The organism is Pseudomonas sp. NEEL19 (assembly GCF_028751975.1).
Lineage (GTDB): Bacteria > Pseudomonadota > Gammaproteobacteria > Pseudomonadales > Pseudomonadaceae > Aquipseudomonas > Aquipseudomonas juntendi.
Window position 1 is genome coordinate 2,566,104 of sequence record NZ_CP081491.1, and the last position, 21,786, is coordinate 2,587,889.

12 protein-coding genes are annotated in these 21,786 nt (G+C 64.9%); 5 read left to right on the forward strand and 7 right to left on the reverse strand.

Features of this window, described 5'->3' with window-relative positions; all coding sequences use genetic code 11:
• Window positions 1–309: 309 nt before the first annotated feature.
• From K4A76_RS11510 to K4A76_RS11520, 3 genes are all read right to left on the reverse strand, one after another.
• Window positions 310–1,605: an NAD(P)/FAD-dependent oxidoreductase gene (locus K4A76_RS11510; RefSeq protein WP_274412218.1), complete on the reverse strand. Its 1,296-nt coding sequence runs from the start codon at window positions 1,603–1,605 to the stop codon at window positions 310–312.
• Window positions 1,606–1,618: 13 nt separating this feature from the next.
• Complete coding sequence (locus K4A76_RS11515; RefSeq protein ID WP_029885440.1) at window positions 1,619–2,707, reverse strand: polyamine ABC transporter substrate-binding protein; 1,089 nt, start codon at window positions 2,705–2,707, stop codon at window positions 1,619–1,621.
• A 68-nt stretch (window positions 2,708–2,775) separates the two neighbouring features.
• Window positions 2,776–4,134: a glutamine synthetase family protein gene (locus K4A76_RS11520; protein WP_009682756.1), complete on the reverse strand. Its 1,359-nt coding sequence runs from the start codon at window positions 4,132–4,134 to the stop codon at window positions 2,776–2,778.
• 184 nt (window positions 4,135–4,318) lie between these two features.
• Here K4A76_RS11520 and K4A76_RS11525 point away from each other — a divergent pair, with 184 nt between their 5' ends.
• The gene (locus K4A76_RS11525) at window positions 4,319–5,218 is read left to right on the forward strand and encodes a helix-turn-helix domain-containing protein (protein WP_161892953.1); all 900 of its coding nucleotides are present in this window, start codon (window positions 4,319–4,321) and stop codon (window positions 5,216–5,218) included.
• 74 nt (window positions 5,219–5,292) lie between these two features.
• A complete protein-coding gene (locus tag K4A76_RS11530) occupies window positions 5,293–7,203 on the forward strand; it encodes an AAA family ATPase (RefSeq protein ID WP_274412219.1) in 1,911 nt (636 codons plus the stop codon).
• Window positions 7,204–7,243: 40 nt separating this feature from the next.
• On the opposite strand, the gene K4A76_RS11535 is transcribed toward K4A76_RS11530, so the two are convergent.
• Entirely contained in the window at window positions 7,244–8,629 is a 1,386-nt protein-coding gene (locus K4A76_RS11535) for an aldehyde dehydrogenase family protein (protein WP_054904725.1), read from the reverse strand.
• Window positions 8,630–8,736: 107 nt separating this feature from the next.
• On the opposite strand from K4A76_RS11535, the gene ptrR reads away from it, so the two are divergent.
• Together ptrR and K4A76_RS11545 are read left to right on the forward strand one after the other, a co-directional pair.
• Window positions 8,737–9,606 (forward strand): putrescine utilization regulator PtrR, encoded by an 870-nt coding sequence (gene ptrR / locus K4A76_RS11540; protein WP_029885443.1) that lies wholly within the window; start codon window positions 8,737–8,739, stop codon window positions 9,604–9,606.
• 235 nt (window positions 9,607–9,841) lie between these two features.
• Window positions 9,842–10,363 carry an acyloxyacyl hydrolase gene (locus K4A76_RS11545; RefSeq protein WP_054912899.1) on the forward strand — a complete coding sequence of 174 codons (522 nt, stop codon included), beginning with the start codon at window positions 9,842–9,844 and terminating at the stop codon, window positions 10,361–10,363.
• A gap of 31 nt (window positions 10,364–10,394) precedes the next feature.
• On the opposite strand, the gene K4A76_RS11550 is transcribed toward K4A76_RS11545, so the two are convergent.
• The 3 genes from K4A76_RS11550 to K4A76_RS11560 form a co-directional block, all read right to left on the reverse strand.
• The gene (locus K4A76_RS11550; RefSeq protein WP_236185345.1) at window positions 10,395–12,524 is read right to left on the reverse strand and encodes a TonB-dependent siderophore receptor; all 2,130 of its coding nucleotides are present in this window, start codon (window positions 12,522–12,524) and stop codon (window positions 10,395–10,397) included.
• A 128-nt stretch (window positions 12,525–12,652) separates the two neighbouring features.
• A complete protein-coding gene (locus K4A76_RS11555; protein ID WP_274412220.1) occupies window positions 12,653–14,044 on the reverse strand; it encodes an efflux transporter outer membrane subunit in 1,392 nt (463 codons plus the stop codon).
• A gap of 15 nt (window positions 14,045–14,059) precedes the next feature.
• Window positions 14,060–14,839: a helix-turn-helix transcriptional regulator gene (locus K4A76_RS11560; RefSeq protein WP_236185341.1), complete on the reverse strand. Its 780-nt coding sequence runs from the start codon at window positions 14,837–14,839 to the stop codon at window positions 14,060–14,062.
• Between the two features lie 422 nt (window positions 14,840–15,261).
• Here K4A76_RS11560 and K4A76_RS11565 point away from each other — a divergent pair, with 422 nt between their 5' ends.
• Window positions 15,262–21,600, forward strand: a complete 6,339-nt coding sequence (locus K4A76_RS11565; RefSeq protein WP_274412221.1) for a non-ribosomal peptide synthetase — start codon at window positions 15,262–15,264, stop codon at window positions 21,598–21,600.
• The last annotated feature ends 186 nt before the right edge of the window (window positions 21,601–21,786 follow it).

Here is a 21,786-nt window from a genome sequence, read left to right on the forward strand (position 1 = left end):
TCCGGTTCCCCGACCTCGAACTTCATGCCGCTGCAACCTTGTAATGCGAAGTCCGACTTGTCGGCTTCTCGATACTCTTCGTGGTGGGCAATGAGGCGGGGGGCCTCTCTACGTACAAGGTCAGGGGCAAACCCTGCCTTCAGGAGCGATCGGCCTCCCCGGAAGTGCTTCTTCAGCCTGACGAGAATAACTTCTCCCGCCAGGCCAGTCACAACATACAAGGAGCGGGTTTACCCGCGAAGCGCCGCGCGGGCGGCGCTCGATCTCACAGGCGATGCATATCTTTTGGCAAACAACACCCACACGTTGCTAGCCCAACACCTCACGTAACCGGTACCACAACATCCCCAGCGCCAGCAGTGGCGAGCGCAGTGCCTTGCCACCGGGGAACGTCAGATGCGGTACTGCACTGAACACATCCAGGCCGTGGCTGTGGCCCAGGGCGATGCTTTCCGCCAGGAGCTTGGCTGTCCAGTGAGTCACGTTCAGCCCGTGCCCGGAATAGCCCTGGGCGTAATACACGTTGGGGTGTTGGCTCAAGCGCCCGACCTGGGGAAAGCGGTTGGCGGTGATGCCGATCATGCCACCCCACTGGTAGTCGATGCGCACATCGGCCAGTTGCGGGAATACCTTCAGCACCTTCGGCCGCATATACCCGGCGATGTCCTTGGGGTCGCGGCCGGAATAGTGGCAGGCGCCGCCGAACAACAGGCGGCGATCAGCGGTGAGGCGGTAGTAATCCAGGCCGACTTTCTGGTCGCACAGTGCCATGTTCTGCGGGATCAAGCGGCTCGCCAGTGTTTCGGGCAGCGGTTCGGTGGCCACCACGTAACTGCCGGCTGGCAGCACCTTGCCACTCAGCCGCGGTTCCAGGTCGTCCAGGTGGGCGTTGCAGCCCAGCACCAGGCGGCCCGCGCGCACGCTGCCGTGTGCCGTATGCACGGTAACGCTGGGCCCATGCTCGATACGCAGCACCGGGCTTTGCTCGAAAATGCGCACGCCCAGGGTATGGGCGGCGCGGGCCTCGCCCTGAACCAGGTCGAGCGGGTGCAGGTGCCCTGAACCCATGTCCACCAGGCCGCCGGCGTACCGGTCGCTGGCGACGATCTCATGCAGCTGCCCGCTTGCGACCAGCCGTGTTTCGTGGCGGTAACCTAGCGCTGCCAGGTCTTGCAGTTCATCCTTGAAGGCGTCGAACTGCGCGGGCGTGTTGGCCAGTTCGCAAAAGCCCCAGCGCAGGTCACAGGCAATGTCGTAGCGGGCGATGCGCGCGGCGACCAGCGCCACCGAGTCGATGCCGGCCTGCTTGAGGTAGCGCACGCCATCCTGGCCGACATGCCGGGCAAAACCGCTGACATCATGGCCGATGCCGCGAATCAGCTGGCCGCCGTTGCGGCCACTGGCACCCCAGCCGATGCACCGCCCCTCCAGCAGCACCACCGACAAACCACGCTCGGCCAGCTCCAGCGCCGTATTGACCCCGGTCAGCCCACCCCCGACCACACACACATCAGCGCTCAGGTCAGCGTCGAGGCTGGGGTAGGGGGCCGCATCGCGCGCAGTGGCTGCATAGTACGAAGCGGTGTGTTGGGTATTGAATGACATAGAGGGTCTCGGCTCAGCGGTTGGACTTGATCTTGCTCCAGGAGCGGGTCATGACGCGCATGATCTTCGGGCTGGGGGTACTGGAAATGTACAGCTTGTCCAGTACCTCCTGCGGGGGGTAGATCTCGGGGTTGTCCACCAGCGCGGCATCCATGTAGGCCTTGGCGTCCGGGTTGGCGTTGGCATAGCCGACCGTGGCGCTGACCTTGGCGATCACCTTGGGGTCGAGCAGGTAGTTGATGAAGGCCAGCGCCTGCTCCGGGTTGTTCGCATCCTTCGGAATGGCCAGCAGGTCGAACCACAGGTTGCTGCCTTCCTTGGGAATGCTGTAGGCGACCTTCACGCCGTTCTTCGCTTCCACGGCGCGGTTGGCCGCCTGGAACACGTCACCGGAATAACCGAACGCTACGCAGATATTCCCGTTGGCAAGGTCGGAAACATACTTGGACGAGTGGAAATAGGTGATGTACGGGCGCAGCTCAAGCAAGCGCGCCTCGGCCTTGGCGTAGTCGGCAGGCTTTTCGCTACGCGGGTCCATGCCCAGGTAGTTGAGCACGGCGGGGAACAGTTCATCGGGCGAGTCCATGAAGGCCACGCCGCACTGCTTGAGCTTTTTCAGGTTCTCGGGCTCGAACAGCACCGCCCAGGAATCGATGCGGTCTACGCCCAGTGCAGCCTTGACCTTTTCCACGTTATAGCCGATGCCATTGGTGCCCCACAGGTAGGGCACCGCATACTGGTTGCCGGGGTCGTTCTGCTCAAGCTGCTTGAGCAGCTTGGGGTCCAGGTGCTTCCAGTTCGGCAGTTTGCTGCGGTCCAGCGGCAAGAATGCACCGGCCTGGGCCTGGCGGGCCAGAAAATGGTTGGAGGGCACTACCACGTCGTAGCCGGTGCGCCCCGCCAGCAGCTTGCCTTCGAGGGTTTCGTTGGAGTCGAACACGTCATAAACCACCTTGATGCCGCTGCTGGCCTGGAAGTCGGCCAGGGTGGTGTCACCGATGTAGTCGGTCCAGTTGTACACGCTCACAGTGGGCGTGGCGTGGCTGGTGGTGGCGAACAGCAGGGTGAATGCCGCGGGGATCAGGGCTTGCAGATGACGCATGGGAACACCTCGTTGGTTTTGTTCTACGAGTTCAGGTGTGGTGGGGGCTGCACAGCACCCAGGGCGGCTCAGACGCTCAGCATCAGGAACTCGCGCTCCCACGAGCTGATCACGCGCTTGTAGTTCTCGTGCTCGGCCCGTTTGACCGCCACATAACCCTGCACGAACTGCTTGCCCAGGTACTGCTGCACGGTCTCGCAGTCTTCCATGTGCTGCAGCGCATCTTCGATGGTGATGGGCAGGCGCAGGTTGCGCCGCTCGTAGGCGCGGCCCTGCACCGGGGCGCTCGGGTCGATCTGCTCGACCATGCCCAGGTAGCCGCACAGCAGGCTGGCAGCGATCGCCAGGTAAGGGTTGGCATCCGCGCCGGGCAGGCGGTTTTCCACGCGCATCGCTTCCGGGCTGGAGGTGGGGACGCGCAAACCGGCGGTGCGGTTTTCTTCACCCCACTCGACGTTGACCGGTGCCGAGGTGTCCGGCAGGAAGCGGCGGAACGAATTGACGTTGGGGGCGAACATCGGCAGCAGCTTGGGGATGTACTTCTGCAACCCACCGATGTGGTGCAGGAACAACGGGCTCATGCTGCCGTCGTCGTTGGCGAAGATCGGCTTGCCGGTGGCGATGTCGACCACGCTCTGGTGCAGGTGCATGGCACTGCCCGGCTCGTCGGTGATCGGCTTGGCCATGAACGTCGCAGCCACGTTGTGCTTGAGCGCAGCCTCACGCATGGTGCGCTTGAACACGGTGATCTGGTCGGCCAGGTCCAGCGCGTCGCCGTGGCGGAAGTTGATCTCCATCTGCGCCGGGCCGTCTTCGTGGATCAGCGTGTCCAGGTCCAGGCCCTGGATTTCACACCAGTCATACACGTCCTCGAACAGCGGGTCGAATTCGTTGGCGGCATCGATCGAGAACGACTGCCGGCCGCTTTCGGCCCGGCCGGAACGCCCCAGCGGCACTTGCAGTGGCAGGTCCGGGTCTTCGCAGCGCTTGGTCAGGTAGAACTCCATCTCTGGCGCGACAATGGGTTGCCAGCCCTTGTCAGCGTAAAGCTTGAGCACTTTCTTCAACACGTTGCGCGGCGACAGCTCGATGGGGTTGCCTTGCTTGTCGAAGGTATCGTGGATCACGATCGCGGTAGGTTCGATGGCCCACGGGATCTGGTACACAGCGCTCGGGTCGGGGCGGCAGACCATGTCGATGTCAGCCGCATCGAGCAGGTTGTAATAGATATCGTCGTCAACGTAGTCGCCGGTGACCGTTTGCAGCAGCACGCTCTCGGGCAAGCGCATGCCACGTTCGTGAAGGAACTTGGCGGTCGGTGCGATCTTGCCGCGGGCGATGCCGGTCAGGTCGCTGATCACGCATTCTACTTCGGTGATCCGGTGTTCTTTCAGCCAGGTGGAGAGCTGATCGAAGGGGGCGTTCATACAGACCTCTTGGTTGATTTTTTTATGTGGGAGGCGCTGCACCCGCCAAAGCCGTTGCACAGCTTCAAGGGCATCGCGCTTCCCAGGTGACACGCTGGAGGCTATCTTGGGCTCGGCAGCCCATCGCCATCTATCCACTTTCTTCGGCATTCAATGCACCAAAAGAGTGCAATCAGGACAAAGCGTGACAACGCCCAACGCCTTGCAGGTACAAGCTTTCCACACCTCGGATGTGTCCGAGCAGGTTCGCATCACCCCCGGTTGGCAGCAGCAGTACCGGCAGATGTCGCCGGGCCATTTCAGCGGCCAGTTGCGCTGCCTGGGGCTTGACGGCGTGCAGGTCTACGAAGAACGCCTCAACACCCGGGTAGAGCAGTTCTTCCGGGCGCCGAGCGGGTCACTGGCGTTCTGCTTCGACCAGAGCGAGAACAGCCTTTACCTGCTCAATGAACAGAGCCGCAACATCTGGATCACGCCAGAGAATTACCAGGAAGTGGCCGTCGTGTTCGACCAGACGTTTCTCGCCAGCCACGGCCTGGACCCTCGCAGGCTCGACGGTTTGTTCATGGTGCCGCTGGGCAGTGGCCAGAATGCGTTGTTCGGCAGTTGGCTCAGTGCCACCCTGACCCGCTTGGGCGAGGCTGGGTGCCCGTTGCAGGGGCAGGCGTTGGCGGAGCAGTTGCTGGAGGACTGCCTGTTCATCCTCGACAATGCCTGCCAGCGCTTGCAGGGCATGGCCATGGGCCGGCGGGACGAGGAGCGGGCGATCATGCACCGGGTCAGCGAGTGGGCGGCTGACTGCCCGGAAGAAACCTTGAACCTGGTGGAACTGGCGGCGGTGGCGGGCGTGTCGCTGCGCCAGTTGCAGCAGGCCTTCAAGGCCTACACCGGCATGCCGCCCGCGCACTGGTTGCGGTTGCGCCGGCTCAATGGGGCGCGGCGCGATCTGTTGCGGGGCGGTGGCGTGACCGTGGCGGAAGTGGCGATGCGTTGGTCGTTCTGGCATTTGGGAAGGTTTTCAGAGAGTTACCGGCAATTGTTCAAGGAGTTTCCGAGCGAGACACTCAAGCGCGTCAAGCGCTGAACCGCCGGCCCGCAAGTGCAGCAGCCGGCGCCGAAAATTGCTATCGTGCCAGCCTGTTTCGACCCGAGGTGCCGATGTTCTACCTGCCTTTGCCCAGCGACCAGGCTGACAGCCTCGCCAGTGTTCCCCCTACCGACTTCTTCAGCAGCGCCAGCCTGCTCCAGGCCGCTGCGGTGTTGTTCGTGCAAAACCTGCCTCGCCAACCGGCGACTGCCTCGGCCGATGCTCAGGAACGCCGGTTTGCCGAGATCGTGCGGATCGCCAACGACGTTGAACGTGCCGCGCCTGGGCGGTTCCAGGGGCAGGTGGCGCAGCACTTCGACCGTGAAGCCTTCGCCATGGGCCTGGGCATGCTGGGCGAAAACGGCATTGCGCTACTCAGTGGCGAAGTGGCGTACAGCGCAGATGAACTGCAGGACGACGAGGGGCAGTGGAATTTCCAGTTCGCCGACCGCTATCGCCAGCGCGCCACGCCGCTGCACCCCGTGCACCTGCCGGCGCTGGCCAGCGACCTGATGCTCAGCGACCAGCAGAACCGGCTGTTGCGTGAATTTCTGGGGGGTATCGACGAATCGGTCGCCGTGCAGGGCTTTGCCGGTACCGGCAAGACCTTTCTGATCCACCAGTTCGCCCGGTTGCTGGAGCCGCAGCGCACCTTGTTGCTGGCCTTGACCGAGGGCCAGTTGCGTGCGCTGCAGGCGCGGGTCAAGGATGCCGCAGCCTACACCGCGCTGACCTTCGGTCAGTTGGCCGACGAGCTGTTGAACCGCGACCTGACCAGCAACGGCTGGCGCCTGCGCGACCCTTACCGCACCAAGCGCTCGTGGCGCCCGCAAGAGGCGCAGGTGGTGCGCTGGCTGGCCATACCCGACATTGGCCCGCTTGCCGCGCGCGATGTGGTTGCCTTGTGCATCCGCGCGGTGCGGGCGTTTTGCCACAGTGCCGACGCGCAGGTGCAGTTGCACCATGTGCCCTGGGCCGGGCCGGGCACATCGCCACTGGACCAGGAAGTGTTGCTGGAAAAGGCACGGCTGTACTGGCAGGAGCTGACTCGCCCGTCAGCGCGGGAAATCCAGTTGCCGGTACGTGACTACCACCGGGTCAAGCTGCTGGCGCTGACCGGCCTGGTGATTGACAGCGGCTACACCCACGTCATCGTCGACGAGGCGCACGAGTTGTCGGCACCGATGCTTGCCGTACTTGACCGCAGCCCGCAAGCGGTCATCGCCCTCGGTGACGAACTGCAGAACCTGAACGGCCTCAGTGCGCACCATGGCAGCTTCATCCGCCAGCGCTGCATCGACCACTCGCTACGCGCAGGGCCGGCGATGGACAACGTGCTCAACCCGCTGATACAGGCGCACCCGGCATCGATCCAGGCGGCCTTCAGTGGGAGCGCCGAGCACTACACCCGGGTCAGCTTCTTCGATGCGGTCACGGTGCCGGAACAGCCCACCGCTTTGATCGTCGATGACGAGTGGGGGCTGTTTGGCTGGTTCCAGCGCCTGACGCACCAAGGCGTGCCGTTCGTGCTGCTGCAAAGCGCGCGCAAGGACTTCGAACTGTTCGTGGAGGATTGCATCGAGCTGTACCGCCATGGCACCCGGCCTCGTCACCCGATGCTGTTCCGCTATGCCAGCTGGCAGGCGCTGGAGCAGGACAAGGGTGAGGACAAGGCATTCGTCGCGGTGGCCAACCTGCTGCGCAAGGGCTACACCCCGCAGCACTTTGCCCAGGCCAAGAGCCGTTACCGCTGGACCAAGGCGCCAAAGCTGTTCCTCGGGCGGGTAAGGGATGTGAAGAACATGGAGTTTGCCCGGGTGATGGTGTCGCCCGAGCTGATGGTCACGCCGCAGGTGGCCGGTAACCGCAATGAACGGGCGCGCCTGCTGGCAGGCTTGTACACCGCCTGTTCGCGGGCGCGGCATGAGCTGATCGTGCCGGGGGGGATGCTGGACTGGGTCAAGGACCAGGTGCGCGATTGAGGTTGGCAGGGGCTGCAACGCAGCCCCTGCCTGACTGGGCTCAGTTCCGGTCCAGCCACACGGTCTGGGCATTGGTGAACTCCCGCACACCAAAGTGCGACAGCTCGCGCCCGAAGCCGCTTTTCTTCACGCCGCCGAACGCCACGCGGGGGTCGGATGCGCAGTAACCATTGATGAACACGCCACCGGTATCCAACGCGGCAGTCATGCGCTCGGCCAGCGCATAGTCGGCGGTGTAGATGGTCGCCGCCAGGCCGAATTCGCTGTCGTTGGCCAGCTCCACGGCATGCTCGGCGTCACGGGCCGTGATGATCGCCGCCACCGGGCCGAACAGCTCTTGCTTGAATGCTGTCATGTCCGGGGTCACATTGGCGAACACGGTCGGGGCATAGAAGTTGGCAACGCCTTCGACCTTGTGGCCGCCCAGCAGCAGGGTGGCACCCTCGGCCAGCGTCGCCTGTACCTGGCCATCCAGCTCGTCGCGCAGGTCGTAGCGGGCCATGGGGCCGATGTAGGTGTCGTCCTGCAGCGGGTTGCCCATGTTCAGCTGCCGGGTTGCCTCCACGAACTTGCGGGTGAACGCGTCGGCAATGCTTGCTTCCACGATCATGCGCTTGGCCGCTGCGCAGACCTGGCCGGTGTTCTGGTAGCGACCGATGACGGCTGCCTGGACGGCGGCGTCCAGGTCGGCGTCAGCCAGTACGATGAACGGGTCGGAACCGCCGAGTTCGAGCACGCATTTTTTCAGTGCGGCACCGGCCTGGGCACCGATCGCCATGCCGGCACGCACGCTACCGGTCAGGGTCACCGCGGCAATGCGCGGGTCGTTGATGGCGCGGGTGACGCCCTCCGGGGTCACGTTCAGCACTTCGAAAACGCCTTGCGGCAGGCCGGCATCCTTGAACAGTTCGCCCAGCAGGTAGGCGCTGCCCATTACGTTCGGCGCGTGCTTGAGCACGTAGGTATTGCCGGCCAGGATCGCCGGCACGGCGCCGCGCAGTACCTGCCAGACCGGGAAGTTCCAAGGCATCACCGCCAGGATAGGGCCCAGCGGGCGGTATTCGATGCGGGCCTTTTCGACCTGGGTAGGCTCGGCGGCCAGCATCGCGGGGCCGTGCTCGGCATACCAGCGGCACAGGCCAACGCACTTGGCGACTTCGCCGCGGGCCTGGGCGATGGGCTTGCCGATTTCACGGCTGATCATCTGCGCGAAGGCCTCGGCCTTGGCTTCAAGGGTGCTGGCCAAGGCGAGCAGGTACTCGCTGCGCTGACCCAGCGACACTTGGCGCCACTGGCGGTAGCCGGCCTTGGCACGCTGCAGCGCCGCTTCCAGTGCGGCGTCGGTGTCGAACGGGTAGGCGCCGATCTGCTCGCCGGTGTACGGGTCGAGGGAGATGGCGTGGGTCAGGCTGCTGATCGCACTCATGGCAGGGCACTCTCGTCGTTATTGAACAGTGGAGCCAGACTAGTGGGCTATGGCTTTAATGAAAACTGAATAATAATGAGCGAAACATTCACGTTTGGAGAAAGGCTGTGGACCTGGTGCAACTGGAGATCTTCAAGGCCGTGGCAGAGCAGGGCAGCATCAGCGCTGCCGCGCAGCATATCCATCGGGTGCCTTCCAACCTGACCACGCGCATCAAGCAGTTGGAAGAGGACCTGGGTGTGGAACTGTTCATCCGCGAGAAAAGCCGCTTGCGCCTGTCACCCGCGGGTTGGAACTTCCTGGAATACACCCGGCGCATTCTCGACCTGGTGCACGAGGCCCGCCTGACCGTGGCCGGTGAAGACCCGCAGGGCACCTTCGCCCTGGGCTCGCTGGAAAGCACCGCAGCCGTGCGCATCCCGGCCTTGCTGGCGGCCTACAACCAGCGCTACCCCAAGGTGGACCTGGACCTGTCCACCGGCCCTTCAGGGACCATGCTCGAGGGGGTGTTGTCTGGCCGCCTGGTGGCTGCGTTCGTCGATGGCCCGGTGTTGCACCCCACGCTGGAGGGCATCCCGGTGTTCGAGGAAGAGATGATGGTCATCGCACCGCTCAATCATGCCCCGGTGACCCGCGCCCAGGACGTCAACGGTGAAAACATCTACGCGTTCCGGGCCAACTGTTCGTACCGGCATCACTTCGAAAACTGGTTCGTCCAGGACCAGGCGGTTCCCGGCAAGATCCATGAAATGGAGTCGTACCACGGCATGCTCGCCTGCGTCAGCGCCGGGGCCGGCCTCGCCATGCTGCCGCGCAGCATGCTCGACAACATGCCGGGCTGCAGCACGGTCAGTGCCTGGCCCATGTCGGAAGACTTCCGCTACCTGAAAACCTGGCTGGTGTGGCGACGTGGCACGGTATCACGCAGCTTGAGCATGTTCGTGAAACTGCTTGAAGAAAAGAACGCAAACCAATGATTTACAACTACTAATCTACGTCTAGTCCGCACGTCTGTACGGCGCTCGCGGTGTGGTAGCGCCTCACACCGCAACGGTGTATGAGCAATAATGGCAATTTACTTCCAACTTTCGGATTATCTGGACAATAATCAGAAAAGTATTACCTCGTGTGACCGGTCGGGATGAACCGGTCACCGCTTAATCGAGGGGCTATAGCCCCCGCTTGCCGTGTAGACCATCAGGAGAGTCGTAGATGAAAACCCGTCTCGCAGCATCGCTGGCCGTTGCCGTGCTGGCACTTGCCGGCGCTGGCACGGCCCAGGCCGCGCAGGTGTCCGGCGCCGTGGGCGTTACCAGCCAGGGCGACATGACCTACCGCATTGGTATGTCGTTCGACTGGGACAAGAAGTGGCTGCAAAGCGACATCGGCTATGTCAGCGGTTACTGGGACGCCGGCTACACCTACTGGGAGGGCGGCGACGCCAGTGGCGCCCATTCGCTGTCGTTCAGCCCGGTATTCACCTATGAATTCAGCGGTTTCACCTACACCCCGTACATCGAAGCGGGCATCGGCCTGGCCGCGTTCTCCAAGACCGATGTGGGCGACCAGCGCCTAGGTTCGTCGTTCAACTTCGAGGACCGTATCGGCCTTGGCCTGAAACTGCCAGGAGAGCAGAAGGTCGGGCTGCGTGCGATCCATTATTCCAACGCCGGGATCAAGCAGCCCAACGACGGCATCGAGTCGTATTCGCTGTTCTACAGCAAAGGTTTCTGACAGGTAGGGCTGCTTATGCAGCCCCAGCCGTTCAGAAGGTGTACGCGACGCCAGCCTGTACCGTACGCGGCGCACCCGGGTAGGCATACAGGTTGAATGCGCCTTCGTCATACGCCTTGTTGAACAGGTTCTTCACATCCAGGTTCAGGCGTATATGGTCGTTGACCTGGTAGAAGGTCAGCAGATCAACCACCGTGTATTGCTCCATGGTGTACGTGGTGGCCTCGGTCTGGCCGTTGCGGTCATCCACGTATTTCACCCCAAGCCCCAAGCCAAGCCCCTTGGCGACACCGTCCTGGAACTCATAGGTGTTGAGCAGGCTGAAACTGTTGCGCGGGATATTGGCCAGTCGCGTGCCGGTTGGCAGGCGGTTGTCCTTGGTCACTTCGGCATCCACATAGGCGTAGCCGCCAATGACGCGCCACTCGGGGGTGACATTGCCAGCAACGTTGATATCCAGGCCCCGGCTGCGCACTTCGCCGGCCGCCACGCTGTAGTTCGGGTCCACCGGGTCGCGGGTCAACACGTTTTCCTTGACGATGTGGTAGACCGCTGCGTCGACACTCAGCTGGCGGTCGAGCGCTTCCCATTTCACGCCCAGTTCGTAGGACTTGCCCTTTTCCGGGTCGAAGCCCCCGCCGCTGGCCGGGGTTCCCGTGTTGGGTTTGAAAGAGCGCGCGGTGTTGGCGTAGACGGCGACCGTGTCGGTGAGGTCATAGACCAGGCCAATCCGGGGCGTAGCACCGTTTTCGCCTTTGCTGAAATCACCGGCATTGTCCAGCTTGTTGTCGTAGTCATGCTCGAAGCGCTCGAAGCGTACCCCTGCCAAAGCCTTCAATCGCTCGGTCAGGGCCACCTGGTCCTGGATGAAGAAGGCCCAGGTCTGCAGGTTTTCCTTGTCCCAGGTCGTGGTGCGGGTCAGCGCCGGCCGTGGCTGGCCAAGCACCGGGTCGTAGATGTCGATGGGGTAGGTGCCCGCCACCGCAGAGGACCGCTGGATGATCGAGTTGTAGTCGTAGTTCTCGTACTCCACCCCCGTCAGCAAGGTGTGGCTGAAGCCGCCGGTGTCGAAGTAGCCGGTCAGGTTCAGCTGCCAGTCGCGATCGGTCCACTCCAGCTTGCGGTAGTTGAAGTTACGCTCCAGCGTTCGCCCATCCAGCGGCGCGCCGTTGGCTTCGACCGCATTGCCCTTGAGCGAGCCATCGAGGAACTGGAACCCGCCCGCCAGCGTCCAGTTGTCATTGAGCAGGTGCTCGAAACGTACCTGCGCCATATTGTTGTCGTTGTGCAGCAGGTTATCGCTGCCTTTTTCCCAGATATAGGTGTCACGCGAAGCGCTGCCACGCTGGGTGGCGTAGCGGGTCAGGCCGCGGTCCAGCGGGTGGTTGTTGCGCATGAAGTCGCCTTCGAACACGACCTTGGTCGTGTCGTTGACCTGCCAGCTGAGCACTGGCGCCACGTCATAACGCTCGCTTTGCACATCATCACGGAAACTGTCGCCGCCCTCGCCAAGCAGGTTCAGGCGGTAGGCCAGCGAGCCGTCCTGGTTCAGCGGGCCGGCGGCGTCGAGGGTAGCGCGGTGCATGCCCTGGTCGTCGAACTGGCTGCCCAGGGTGACCTTGGGTTCTGATAGCGGCTGCTTGCTGACCACGTTGAAGGTGCCGCCGGGGTCGCCACGGCCGTACAGGCTGCTGGCCGGGCCGCGGATCACCTCCAGCCGCTCGACGGTATTGGCGTCTGGTGCGTTGGGGTAACCACGGTTGATCGGGAAACCGTTACGGTAGAACTCGCCGGTGGTAAAGCCGCGCACGGTGAAGGTGGTAAGGCCCTGGCCACCGAAGTTGTTGGCCCGGCCGACGCCACCGGCATAGTCCAGGCCGTCTTGCAGGCGCGTGGCACCGGTGTCTTGCAGCACCGCCTTGGGCACCACGCTGACCGACTGCGGTGTTTCGTGCAGCGCGGTGTCGGTGCGGGTGGCACTGGCGGAACGGTTGGCCTTGTAGCCGAGCACTGGGCCATCAGCCCGTTCGCTGTCGGCTGTGCCAGTGATGCTCAGGGCCTGAAGTTCGATCTGGGCCGGGTCGCTGAGCGGTTCGGGCTCGGCGAGGGCCATTGGGGAGACAGCATGAAGCACACAAAGCGAAACGAACGTGCGACGCATCGACTGGACGATCCTGAAGTAGGGCGCTGGGAGAAATTTGCGCCGCGAAATTACTACGAATCATTATCAAATGCATTAATTTTAAATCGCACGCGTGTGCCAGATGCGCTGCACGCCTGGGCCGGCGTTCAATCCTGGTCATTCCACCCGCCACCCAGTGCCGCAAACAGGTTCACCTCTGCCAGCAACTGCGCCAGGCGGTCGTTGATCAGCCCTTGCTGGGCACTGAACAACGCGCGCTGCGCGTCCAGGAAGGTGAGGCTGCTGTCCACCCCAATGCGGTAACGGTGCTCGGCCAGGTCGTAATAGCGTTGGCTGGCCGCGACCAGGTCGCGTTGTGCCTGCAGTTGGCGCTGGTAGGTCGCCCGCGCGGCCAGGCCATCGGCAACTTCCTGGAATGCGCGCTGGACGGCTCGCTGGTACTGCGCCACCTGAATATCCTTCTGCAGGCGCGCGTAATCTAGGCTGGCGCGCAGGCTGCCTGCGGTAAAGATCGGCAGGTTGATTTGCGGTTGGAACAGCCAGGTCCCCGAAACTGCATCGAACAGGCCACTGAGCTGGGGGCTGGTGCTGCCGGCATTGGCGGTGAGGCTGATGCTGGGAAAGAACGCCGCCCGCGCAGCACCGATATTGGCGTTGGCGGCGCGCAACTGGTACTCGGCCTGGCGTATGTCGGGGCGTCGCTGCAGCAAGTCAGACGGTAAACCGGCCGGCAGCCTGGCAATCTGCTCGGCCGCCAGGGGCTGTGCGACCCCCTTCGCAGCAACCGGGGCACCCACCAGCAGCGTCAGCTGGTTGAGGTCTTGCGCGACCAGCCGCCGGTAACGCGCCACTGCCGCCCGGGTGCTGTCCACGCGGGTGCGCGCCTGCACCTCATCCAGTGCCGACAGCGTGCCCGCCCGGCGCTGGTTACGGGCCAGGCGCAGGCTGCGCTGGTCAGTGGCCAGGGTTTCGTTGGCCAGGGTCAGCAGCGCCTGGTCGGCCTGCCAGGTCAGGTACACACTGGCAACGCTCGCCACCAGGCTCAGGCGGCTACTGCGCCGTGCCTGGTCACTGGCCAGGTAGTTCAGCAATGCCTGGTCGCTGAGGCTGCGCACCCGGCCGAACAGGTCGATTTCGTAGGCGCTCAGCCCCAGCGTGGCCGCGTAGCTGGAACTGATCATGCCTTTACCGGTACCGGTCATGCCCCTGGGCAGGTACTGACGCTGGCCGTGGCCATCAGCCGCCACCTGGGGTAGCCGTTCGGCGCGCTGCACGCGGTATTGTGCCTGCGCAGCCGCGACGTTGAGTGCGGCGGTGCGCAGGTCGCGGTTGTTGGCCAGGGCGGCCTCGATCAACTGGCGCAGCACCGGGTCGCGGAATACCTGCTGCCCGGCTTCGACCGGCGGTGGCGTATCGGCGGTATAGGCGGGCCCTTGCGGAAACTGCGCGGGTACCGCAGGGGCGGGGCGTTGGTAAGCAGGGGCAAGTGAACAGCCGCACAACAGCGCGGCAAACAAGGTCAACACATGTCGGGGCATTGCAGGTTCTCGCAGTCAGGCACCGGCCATCCATTTCGCCAGGCCGTGGCGGCCGCTGACCCCTAGTTTGGCCGTGGCACGCTTGAGGTAGGTTTCCACCGAGCTGTTCTTCACATTCAACCGCTGGGCCATCTCTGGCACGGTACCGCCAGTAAGCAGCCCCAGGCATACCTCCTGTTCACGGGTCGACAGGCGCACGGCCTCGTGCACCAGCCGTTCACCGAACGCCTGGCGCAGCGAACCTGCTTCAAGCTCGCCCAGGCCGGCCCCTGCAGCGCGCGTGGCGCCCTGTTCAAGCAGTTGACCGTGGTGCTCGACCAAGGGCAGCAGGGTGTCGGACAAGCACTTGAGCTGGGACAATTCACCCAGGGCGAAGGCGCGCTGGCACGGCAGGCGATGAAAGCTGATCACCCAGCGCTTGCGGCCATTGCACGACACCAGGTGGCACTGATGGGCACTCTGGCGCGGGTGCAAGGCGCCAGGCGGGGCCTTGAACTCGATCAGCAGTGGGTCCTTCATCTGCATGATGCGCTGCAGCAGCGGTTGGTGCTGGTTTTCGCCAGCGGCGGCGGGTTGCAGCCCAGCACTGCCCAGCAGCTTGATATGGCTGACATTCGCCCGCTGCGGGTCAAGCGTCCATTCGCTGAGTTCGAGCCGGTGGACAGGCACCTGTGCTGCCACCAGGCCCAACATCTGGTCTGCAAAGCCTGCGGCGCCGGTGCTGGCGATCAATTCCCCCAATTGCAGGTAAAGCTGTGGGTCGGGGCGGTAGTCGCGGCTGTCGGTCAGCATCATTTCCTTGTCGTCCTTGGTTCAGGGTATTGCAGCAGGTGGTTTGGCGGGCCAGTGCTCCAGGGTGAAAGTAGGGTGGGGTAGGGTGGGCGTATTCAAGCCCGCTGGCAGGCTGGCGTCTGTAATGGAAAACCGGGACAGAAAATGCCACCAAATGACTGCCTTGGGTGGCGGCCGCACCACGTGGCGCGTGTGCCAAAGGCTGACTTGCCGGGTATTTGACGCCATAACCACGGCGAATGCGCCCTGATCGCAGCGCATAGACGCTGCCGTAGGCCATCGTGGATGGTCGGCTATGGCCAATGTCCTACACGTTTTTCAGCAGGCCGCCCGCGCGCCCCGATTGTCCGGGTTTGGCAGGCCATACAGCTGTCGGCAGCGGTGCTTGAATGCGCGGATGATCAACCAGAAGGACCTGCCGAATCATGCCTGCCCCAGACACTTTCGCCCTGACCATCGCCCAGCGTGACATCTGGCTGGACCAGATCAGCCATGGCGACTCACCGCTGTACAACATCGGGGCGTACGTCGAGTTGCAAGGGAATGTGGATGCCGGGCTGCTGCAGCAGGCGCTGCAGCACCTGGTGGCTGAGCACGATGGCCTACGAACGGTGCTGGTCACGCAGGGCGGGCTTGCCCGCCAGTACTTCGCCACGCACATGGCGGTCACCCTGGGCCGGCATGACCTGCGCCAGGCCAGCGAGCCTTTCGCAGCTGCATCAGGCTTGCTCGAGGCGCAAATGCGCACCCCTTATCAGCTGGATGCCGCCAGCCCGCTATGGGCGGCCACCTTGATCCGCATTGGCGAACAGCGTTACCTGCTAGCGCTGCAAGCCCACCATCTGATCCTCGATGGCTGGGGTGTGGACCAGTGGTTCAAGCAGCTCGCAGACCATTACCGCCTGTTGCAGCAAGGCCTGCCCCTGCCGCACGGGGCGGCGTCCTACACAGCCTTCATCGAGGACGACGCCCAGTACCAGGCATCCGCGCGGCAAACCCGCGATCGCGACTACTGGCTGGCCAAGTACCAGCAGTTGCCCGATGCCCTGCTGGCCCCGCGCGAACGCGCGAGCGCGGCAACCGCCACGCCCAGTGGCGCGCAGCGCCAGCCGTTCGACCGCCAACTGCTGGCGCGCATGCGCCGCTGCGCTGCCGACCTGCAAGCCTCGCCGCTGCACGTGCTGCTGGCCGCCTTGCACGTCTGCGTGACGCGTACCTGGCAGCGCGACGAGTGGGTGGTCGGGCTGCCGGTGCGCAACCGCGGCAACGCGCGCTTCAAGGCGACCCTGGGGTTGTTCACCCAGGTCAGCGCGCTGCGCCTGGGTTTTGCCCGCGAGTGCTCGTTCGCCACGCTGGTGCAGGGCATCCGCGATGCGCTCAAGCAGGATTTTCGCCATCAGCGCTTCGCCCTCAGTGAGCTCAACCGCAGCCTTGGCACACTGCGCGAAGAACGGCCGCAGCTGTTCGAACTGATGGTCTCGTTCGAGGACGACAGCAACGCACTGCAAATCACCGATGCGCCTGGCCATACGGTGATGATCTGCAACGGCCACGAACCCACGCCACTGAGTGTCCACCTGCGCTGCAACAGCCACAGCGACGCAGCCATGCTGCACGTGGTGCACAACCGCGCCTGGTTTACCGACGATGAAGCCCAGGCCCTGGCGCAGCGCCTGCTACACGTGCTGGAGCAAGGGCTGCAACAGCCGCAGGCGACAGCCGGCGACTTCGACCTGCTTACCGCGCCTGAGCACGCTGCGCTCGAGCGGTGGAATGCCACGCAAATGCCAGTGGCGGCGGCGGGCCTGATTCAGCAGCGCATCGAGGCCCAGGCCAAGGCCCGGCCGGCCGCAGTGGCGGCGCGCTTCCATGACCAGGCGCTGACCTATGGCGAACTGGAGCGGCGCGCCGAACTGCTGGCGCAGCACTTGGCGGGCCTGGGCGTTGGGCCCGAACGCCGGGTTGCGCTGATCGCCCAGCGCGGGCTGGATACCCTGGTAGGGTTGCTGGCCGTGCTCAAGGCCGGCGCTGCCTATGTGCCCATAGACCCTGCGCACCCCCGTGAGCGGCTTGCCTATCTGCTTCAGGACAGCGCCCCGGAGGTGCTGCTGACCCTGTCCCGGCTGGTGGATCGGCTGCCGGCCCACACCCTGGCGCAGATCGAACTGGACCGCTTCGACTGGGCCGCAGCGCCCGCCGGGGCGTTCGAGTTCGCCGCACAAGCGCCCACAGACCTTGCCTATGTCATCTATACCTCCGGCTCTACCGGCTTGCCCAAAGGGGTAATGGTCGAGCAGCGCATGCTGGCCAACTTGGTCGACTGGCACTGCAGCAGCTTCGACCTCGGCCCTGGGCGGCAGCAATCGAGCCTGGCAGGTTTCGGCTTCGATGCCATGGCCTGGGAGATCTGGCCGGCGCTGTGCAGCGGCGCGACCTTGCACCTGGCACCGGTGCGCGACGGGGCCGAAGACATCGACGCCTTGCTCGCCTGGTGGCGCGCGCAGCCGCTGGACGTCAGCTTTCTGCCCACCCCTGTGGCCGAGCATGCCTTTGCCCAGGGCGAGCTGCACCCCACCTTGCACACCCTGCTGGTCGGCGGCGACCGCCTGCGCCGCCTGGCCCGCGAGCAGCGCTACCGCGTGGTCAACAACTACGGCCCCACCGAAACCACGGTGGTGGCCACCTCGGGCGAAGTACTGGCGGGCAGGCCGCTGCATATCGGCGGGCCGGTGGCCAATACCCGGCTCTATGTGCTCGATGCTCAGCGCCAGTTGCTGCCGCCCGGTGCCGCGGGTGAGCTGTATGTGGGCGGCCAGGGGGTAGCCCGTGGCTACCTGAACCGCCCGCAGATGACAGCCGAGCGCTTTGTTGCCGACCCGTTCAGCCGCGAGCCGGGCGCCCGCCTGTACCGCACCGGGGACCTGGTGCGTTGGCTACCCGACGGCACGCTGGAGTACCTCGGGCGCAACGACGACCAGGTCAAGGTCCGTGGGGTGCGGGTTGAATTGGCTGAGATCGAGGCCGCGCTCACCCGCCATGCGGCCGTGCGCGAAAGCGTGGTCATGTTGCGCGATGGCCAACTGCAAGCCTGGTTCATCGCCGACCTGCCGGTGACGCCGCGGGCGTTGCATGAGCACCTGCGTGAACGGCTGCCGGTCGCCTTGTTGCCGGGGGCCTTCGTGCGCCTTGAGCGCTGGCCGCTGACCGCCAATGGCAAGCTCGACCGCCGGGCGTTGCCGCACGCCGACGAAAACAGCCAGGTGCGCCGCGAACATGAAGCGCCGCAAGGCGCAGTCGAACAACAGCTGGCGCAGCTGTGGGGCGAGTTGCTGCAGGTTGAACGGGTAGGGCGCCAGGACCACTTCTTCGAACTCGGTGGCCATTCACTGTTGGCCGTGCAATTGATCGAACGCATGCGCCAGCAGGGCTGGCAGGCGGACGTGCAGGTGCTGTTCGGGCAATCGACCCTGGCCAGCCTGGCTGCCAGCGTGACTCGGGTCGAACAGCCAGTACTGCCGGGCAACCAGGTACCGCCAAGTTGCCAGCGCATTACCCCGGGCATGCTGGCACTCACCGAACTGGACCAGGCTGCCATCGATCGCATCGTGGCCACGGTGCCCGGTGGGGCCGCCAATGTGCAGGAAATCTACCCACTGGCCCCTCTGCAGCAGGGGCTGCTTTACCACCATGTTGCCGACGCCCGCGACCCCTACCAACAGCAAGCGTTGTTCGCCTTCGCCAGCCATGCACAACTGCGAGCCTTTGCCGCTGCCCTGCAGCAGGTGATCGAGCGCCACGATATTCTGCGCACCAGCCTGTGCTGGGAAGGCCTGGAGCACCCGCAGCAGGTGGTCTGGCGCCAGGCGCGCCTGCCGGTCGAGCAGTGGCACGGCCCCGCTGCGCAGTTGCGTAGCCACTTCGACCCGCAACGCCAGCCCCTGGATCTGCGCCGAGCGCCGATGATGGCGCTGGTGTGCAGCGAGGATACCGACCAGGGCCGTTGGCTGGGCTTGTTGCGCTTCCATCACCTGGTCAACGATGCGGTATCGCTGCAGGTGCTGCTGGGTGAGCTGGCAGCCTGCATGGCCGGGCAGGGCGACGGCCTGGCCACGCCCGTGGCTTACCGCGACTATGTCGCCGCCAGCACCCAGGCCGAGCGCCAGGCCGGTCACGCTGCCTTCTTCAGCGCGCAACTGGCCGGTATCGAACCGCAAGCACCGATCCCCGGTTATGGCGGGGCGCCAGTCGATGAGCAGCAGTTGGAGCGCTGCGACCATCGCCTGGCCGGCGAACAGGTTGCCGCGTTACGCCAGCAGGCACGGCACCAGGGCGCCAGCCTGGCCAGCCTGCTGCACCTGGCGTGGGCACAGGTGCTGGGCCACCTCGGCGGGCGTGACGAGGTGGTGCTGGGCACCGTACTGCTGGGGCGCAGCATGGCCGGCCCCGGTGCCGGCAGCGCGATGGGCATGTTCATCAACAGCCTGCCGTTGCGTGTCCCGCTGGCCCAACGTGCACCCGGCCAGGCGCTGCGTGAAACCCATGCCGGGCTGGCCGCCTTGCTGGCGCATGAAGATGCGCCGCTGATCCTGGCCCAGCGTTGCAGCGGCCTGCCCGCAGGCAGCGCACTGTTCGACAGCCTGGTGAATTACCGCCAGGGCAGCCTCCCGTTCGGCCAGGTGCTGCCCGGTGTAGCGCTGGTCGAGGCCAGCGAGGTCGAGAGCCACGGGCTGGTGCTGACCGTGGATGAGCAGGCAGATACGCTGCAACTGGCCGTGCGTGCGCCGCGTGCGATCGGGGCGCAACGGGTCATGGGCTTCGTGCTCAACGCCCTGCAGCAATTGGCCGATGCGCTTGCCCGCGGCAGCACTGAGGGCCTGCAGGCCCTGTGTGCAGTGCCACACAACGAGTTGCAGCGTTTGTTGCAGGGCTTGAACCGCACCGAAGACCCGCACAGCCCAACCTGGCAGACCCTGCCTGCGTTATTCGAGGCCCAGGTTCGGCGCACGCCACAGGCCATCGCCCTGCAGGCGGGCGACGACAGCCTGGACTACCAAACGCTGAATGCCCAGGCCAACCGCCTGGCGCACCAGTTGATTGCCCAAGGGGTCGGCCCGGACAGCCGGGTGGCTGTGTGCGTGGAGCGCGGCATTTCGCTAATGGTGGCCTTGCTTGGCGTGCTCAAGGCCGGCGGTGCCTATGTGCCGCTGGACCCCGGCTACCCGCAGGAACGCCTGCGCTTCATGTTGCAGGACTGCACGCCAACCCTGGTGCTGGTGCACGGCGCTACCCAGGGCCTGTTCGCCGGCCTGGCCTGTCGCTGGCTCGACCTGGACGCGCACAGCTGGCAGGCCAACCCGGCCGATAACCCGCAGGTCGAGGGGCTGGGGCCGTCAAAACTGGCCTATGTGATGTACACCTCGGGGTCCACGGGCACCCCCAAGGGGGTCATGGTGGAGCACCGTGGGCTGTGCAACCTGATGCACTGGGGGTCGCAAATCTGCCCGCCGCGCCCTGGGGATGCGCTGTTGCAACGGGCGCCGTGCACATTCGATGGCTCGGTGTGGGAGCTGTTCTGGCCCTTGACTGCCGGCCTGCGCCTGGTCCTGGCGCGGCCGGACGGCCACCGTGACCCGGCGTACATGGTGCAGCTGATTCAGGCCCGGCAGGTCAGCGTCGTCAAGTTCGTACCGGCCCTGCTGCACCAGTTCCTCGAGCAGCCGGGCGTGGAGCGCTGCACCAGCCTGACCGATATTTTCTGCGGCGGCGGCGAGCTGACCCTGGCGCTGGTGCACAGTGTGCGGCAACGCTTGCCCGGCGTGCGCCTGCACAATGTCTACGGCCCCACCGAGGCGACGGTGGACAGCACCGCGTGGACCTTGCAAGCGCAGCAACCCCTGCCCACGCAGGCGCCGCCGATTGGTCGGCCAATCAGCAACACCCGGCTGTATGTGCTGGACGCGCACGACCGCCCGGTGCCCCTGGGCGCGGTGGGCCAGTTGCACATCGGCGGTGTCGGCGTAGCGCGCGGTTACCTGGGTTTGCCGCATTTGCAGGCCGAGCGTTTCATTGCCAGCCCGTTCGTCGAAGGCGACCGCCTGTACCGTACTGGCGACCTGGTGCGCTACCGCGCCGACGGCGAACTGGACTTCGTGGGGCGCAACGACTTCCAGGTCAAGTTGCGGGGTTTGCGCGTTGAACTGGGGGAAATCGAAGCGTTGCTGGCCGCCTACCCGGCGGTGGGGCAGGCGGTGGTCCTGATGCGAGAAGAGCGCCTGGTGGCGTACTTCACCTGCAACGATGGCCAGCCGGCGCCGGCGCTGGAGGCGCTGCGCAGCCACCTGCTGGCGCGCATGCCCGAATACATGGTGCCGCAGGCCTTCGTGCGCCTGGCGGCGTTGCCACTGAGCCGCAATGGCAAAGTGGACCGCAGCGCGCTGCCGGCGCCGGATGCCGAGGCCGTGATCAGCCGTGAATACCAGGCCCCGCAGGGCGAACTGGAAACAGCGCTGGCCGCGATCTGGACCGAGGTGCTGAAGATCGAACAGGTGGGCCGCGACGACAACTTCTTCGAGTTGGGCGGGCATTCGCTGCTGGCGGTCAGCCTGGTGGCGCGCATGCGCCAGGCCGGGTTGCATGTGGACGCCAGAACCTTGTTCAGCCAGCCGACATTGGCGGGGCTGGCGGCCAGCACCCAGCGCGAGCAGCTTGCCGTGGTGGTGCCACAAACCACCATCCCTGGCCTGGGCAAGCGCCGGCGCCTCTGACCGGCGCTTGCCATGAACGCAGCCTTGCATCGCGCAGGGCTGCTTCACCCTTCCTGCCATCAGCCCAGGGCGGTGCCATGCACCGCGCAGGCTCGAATTGTCCCCACTCTCCATGTCAGACCGCCCGGTCACGATCCATTAGCGTGTCCCCCAACCTTATTTCCAGGCAAAGCAGGATGCTTACCG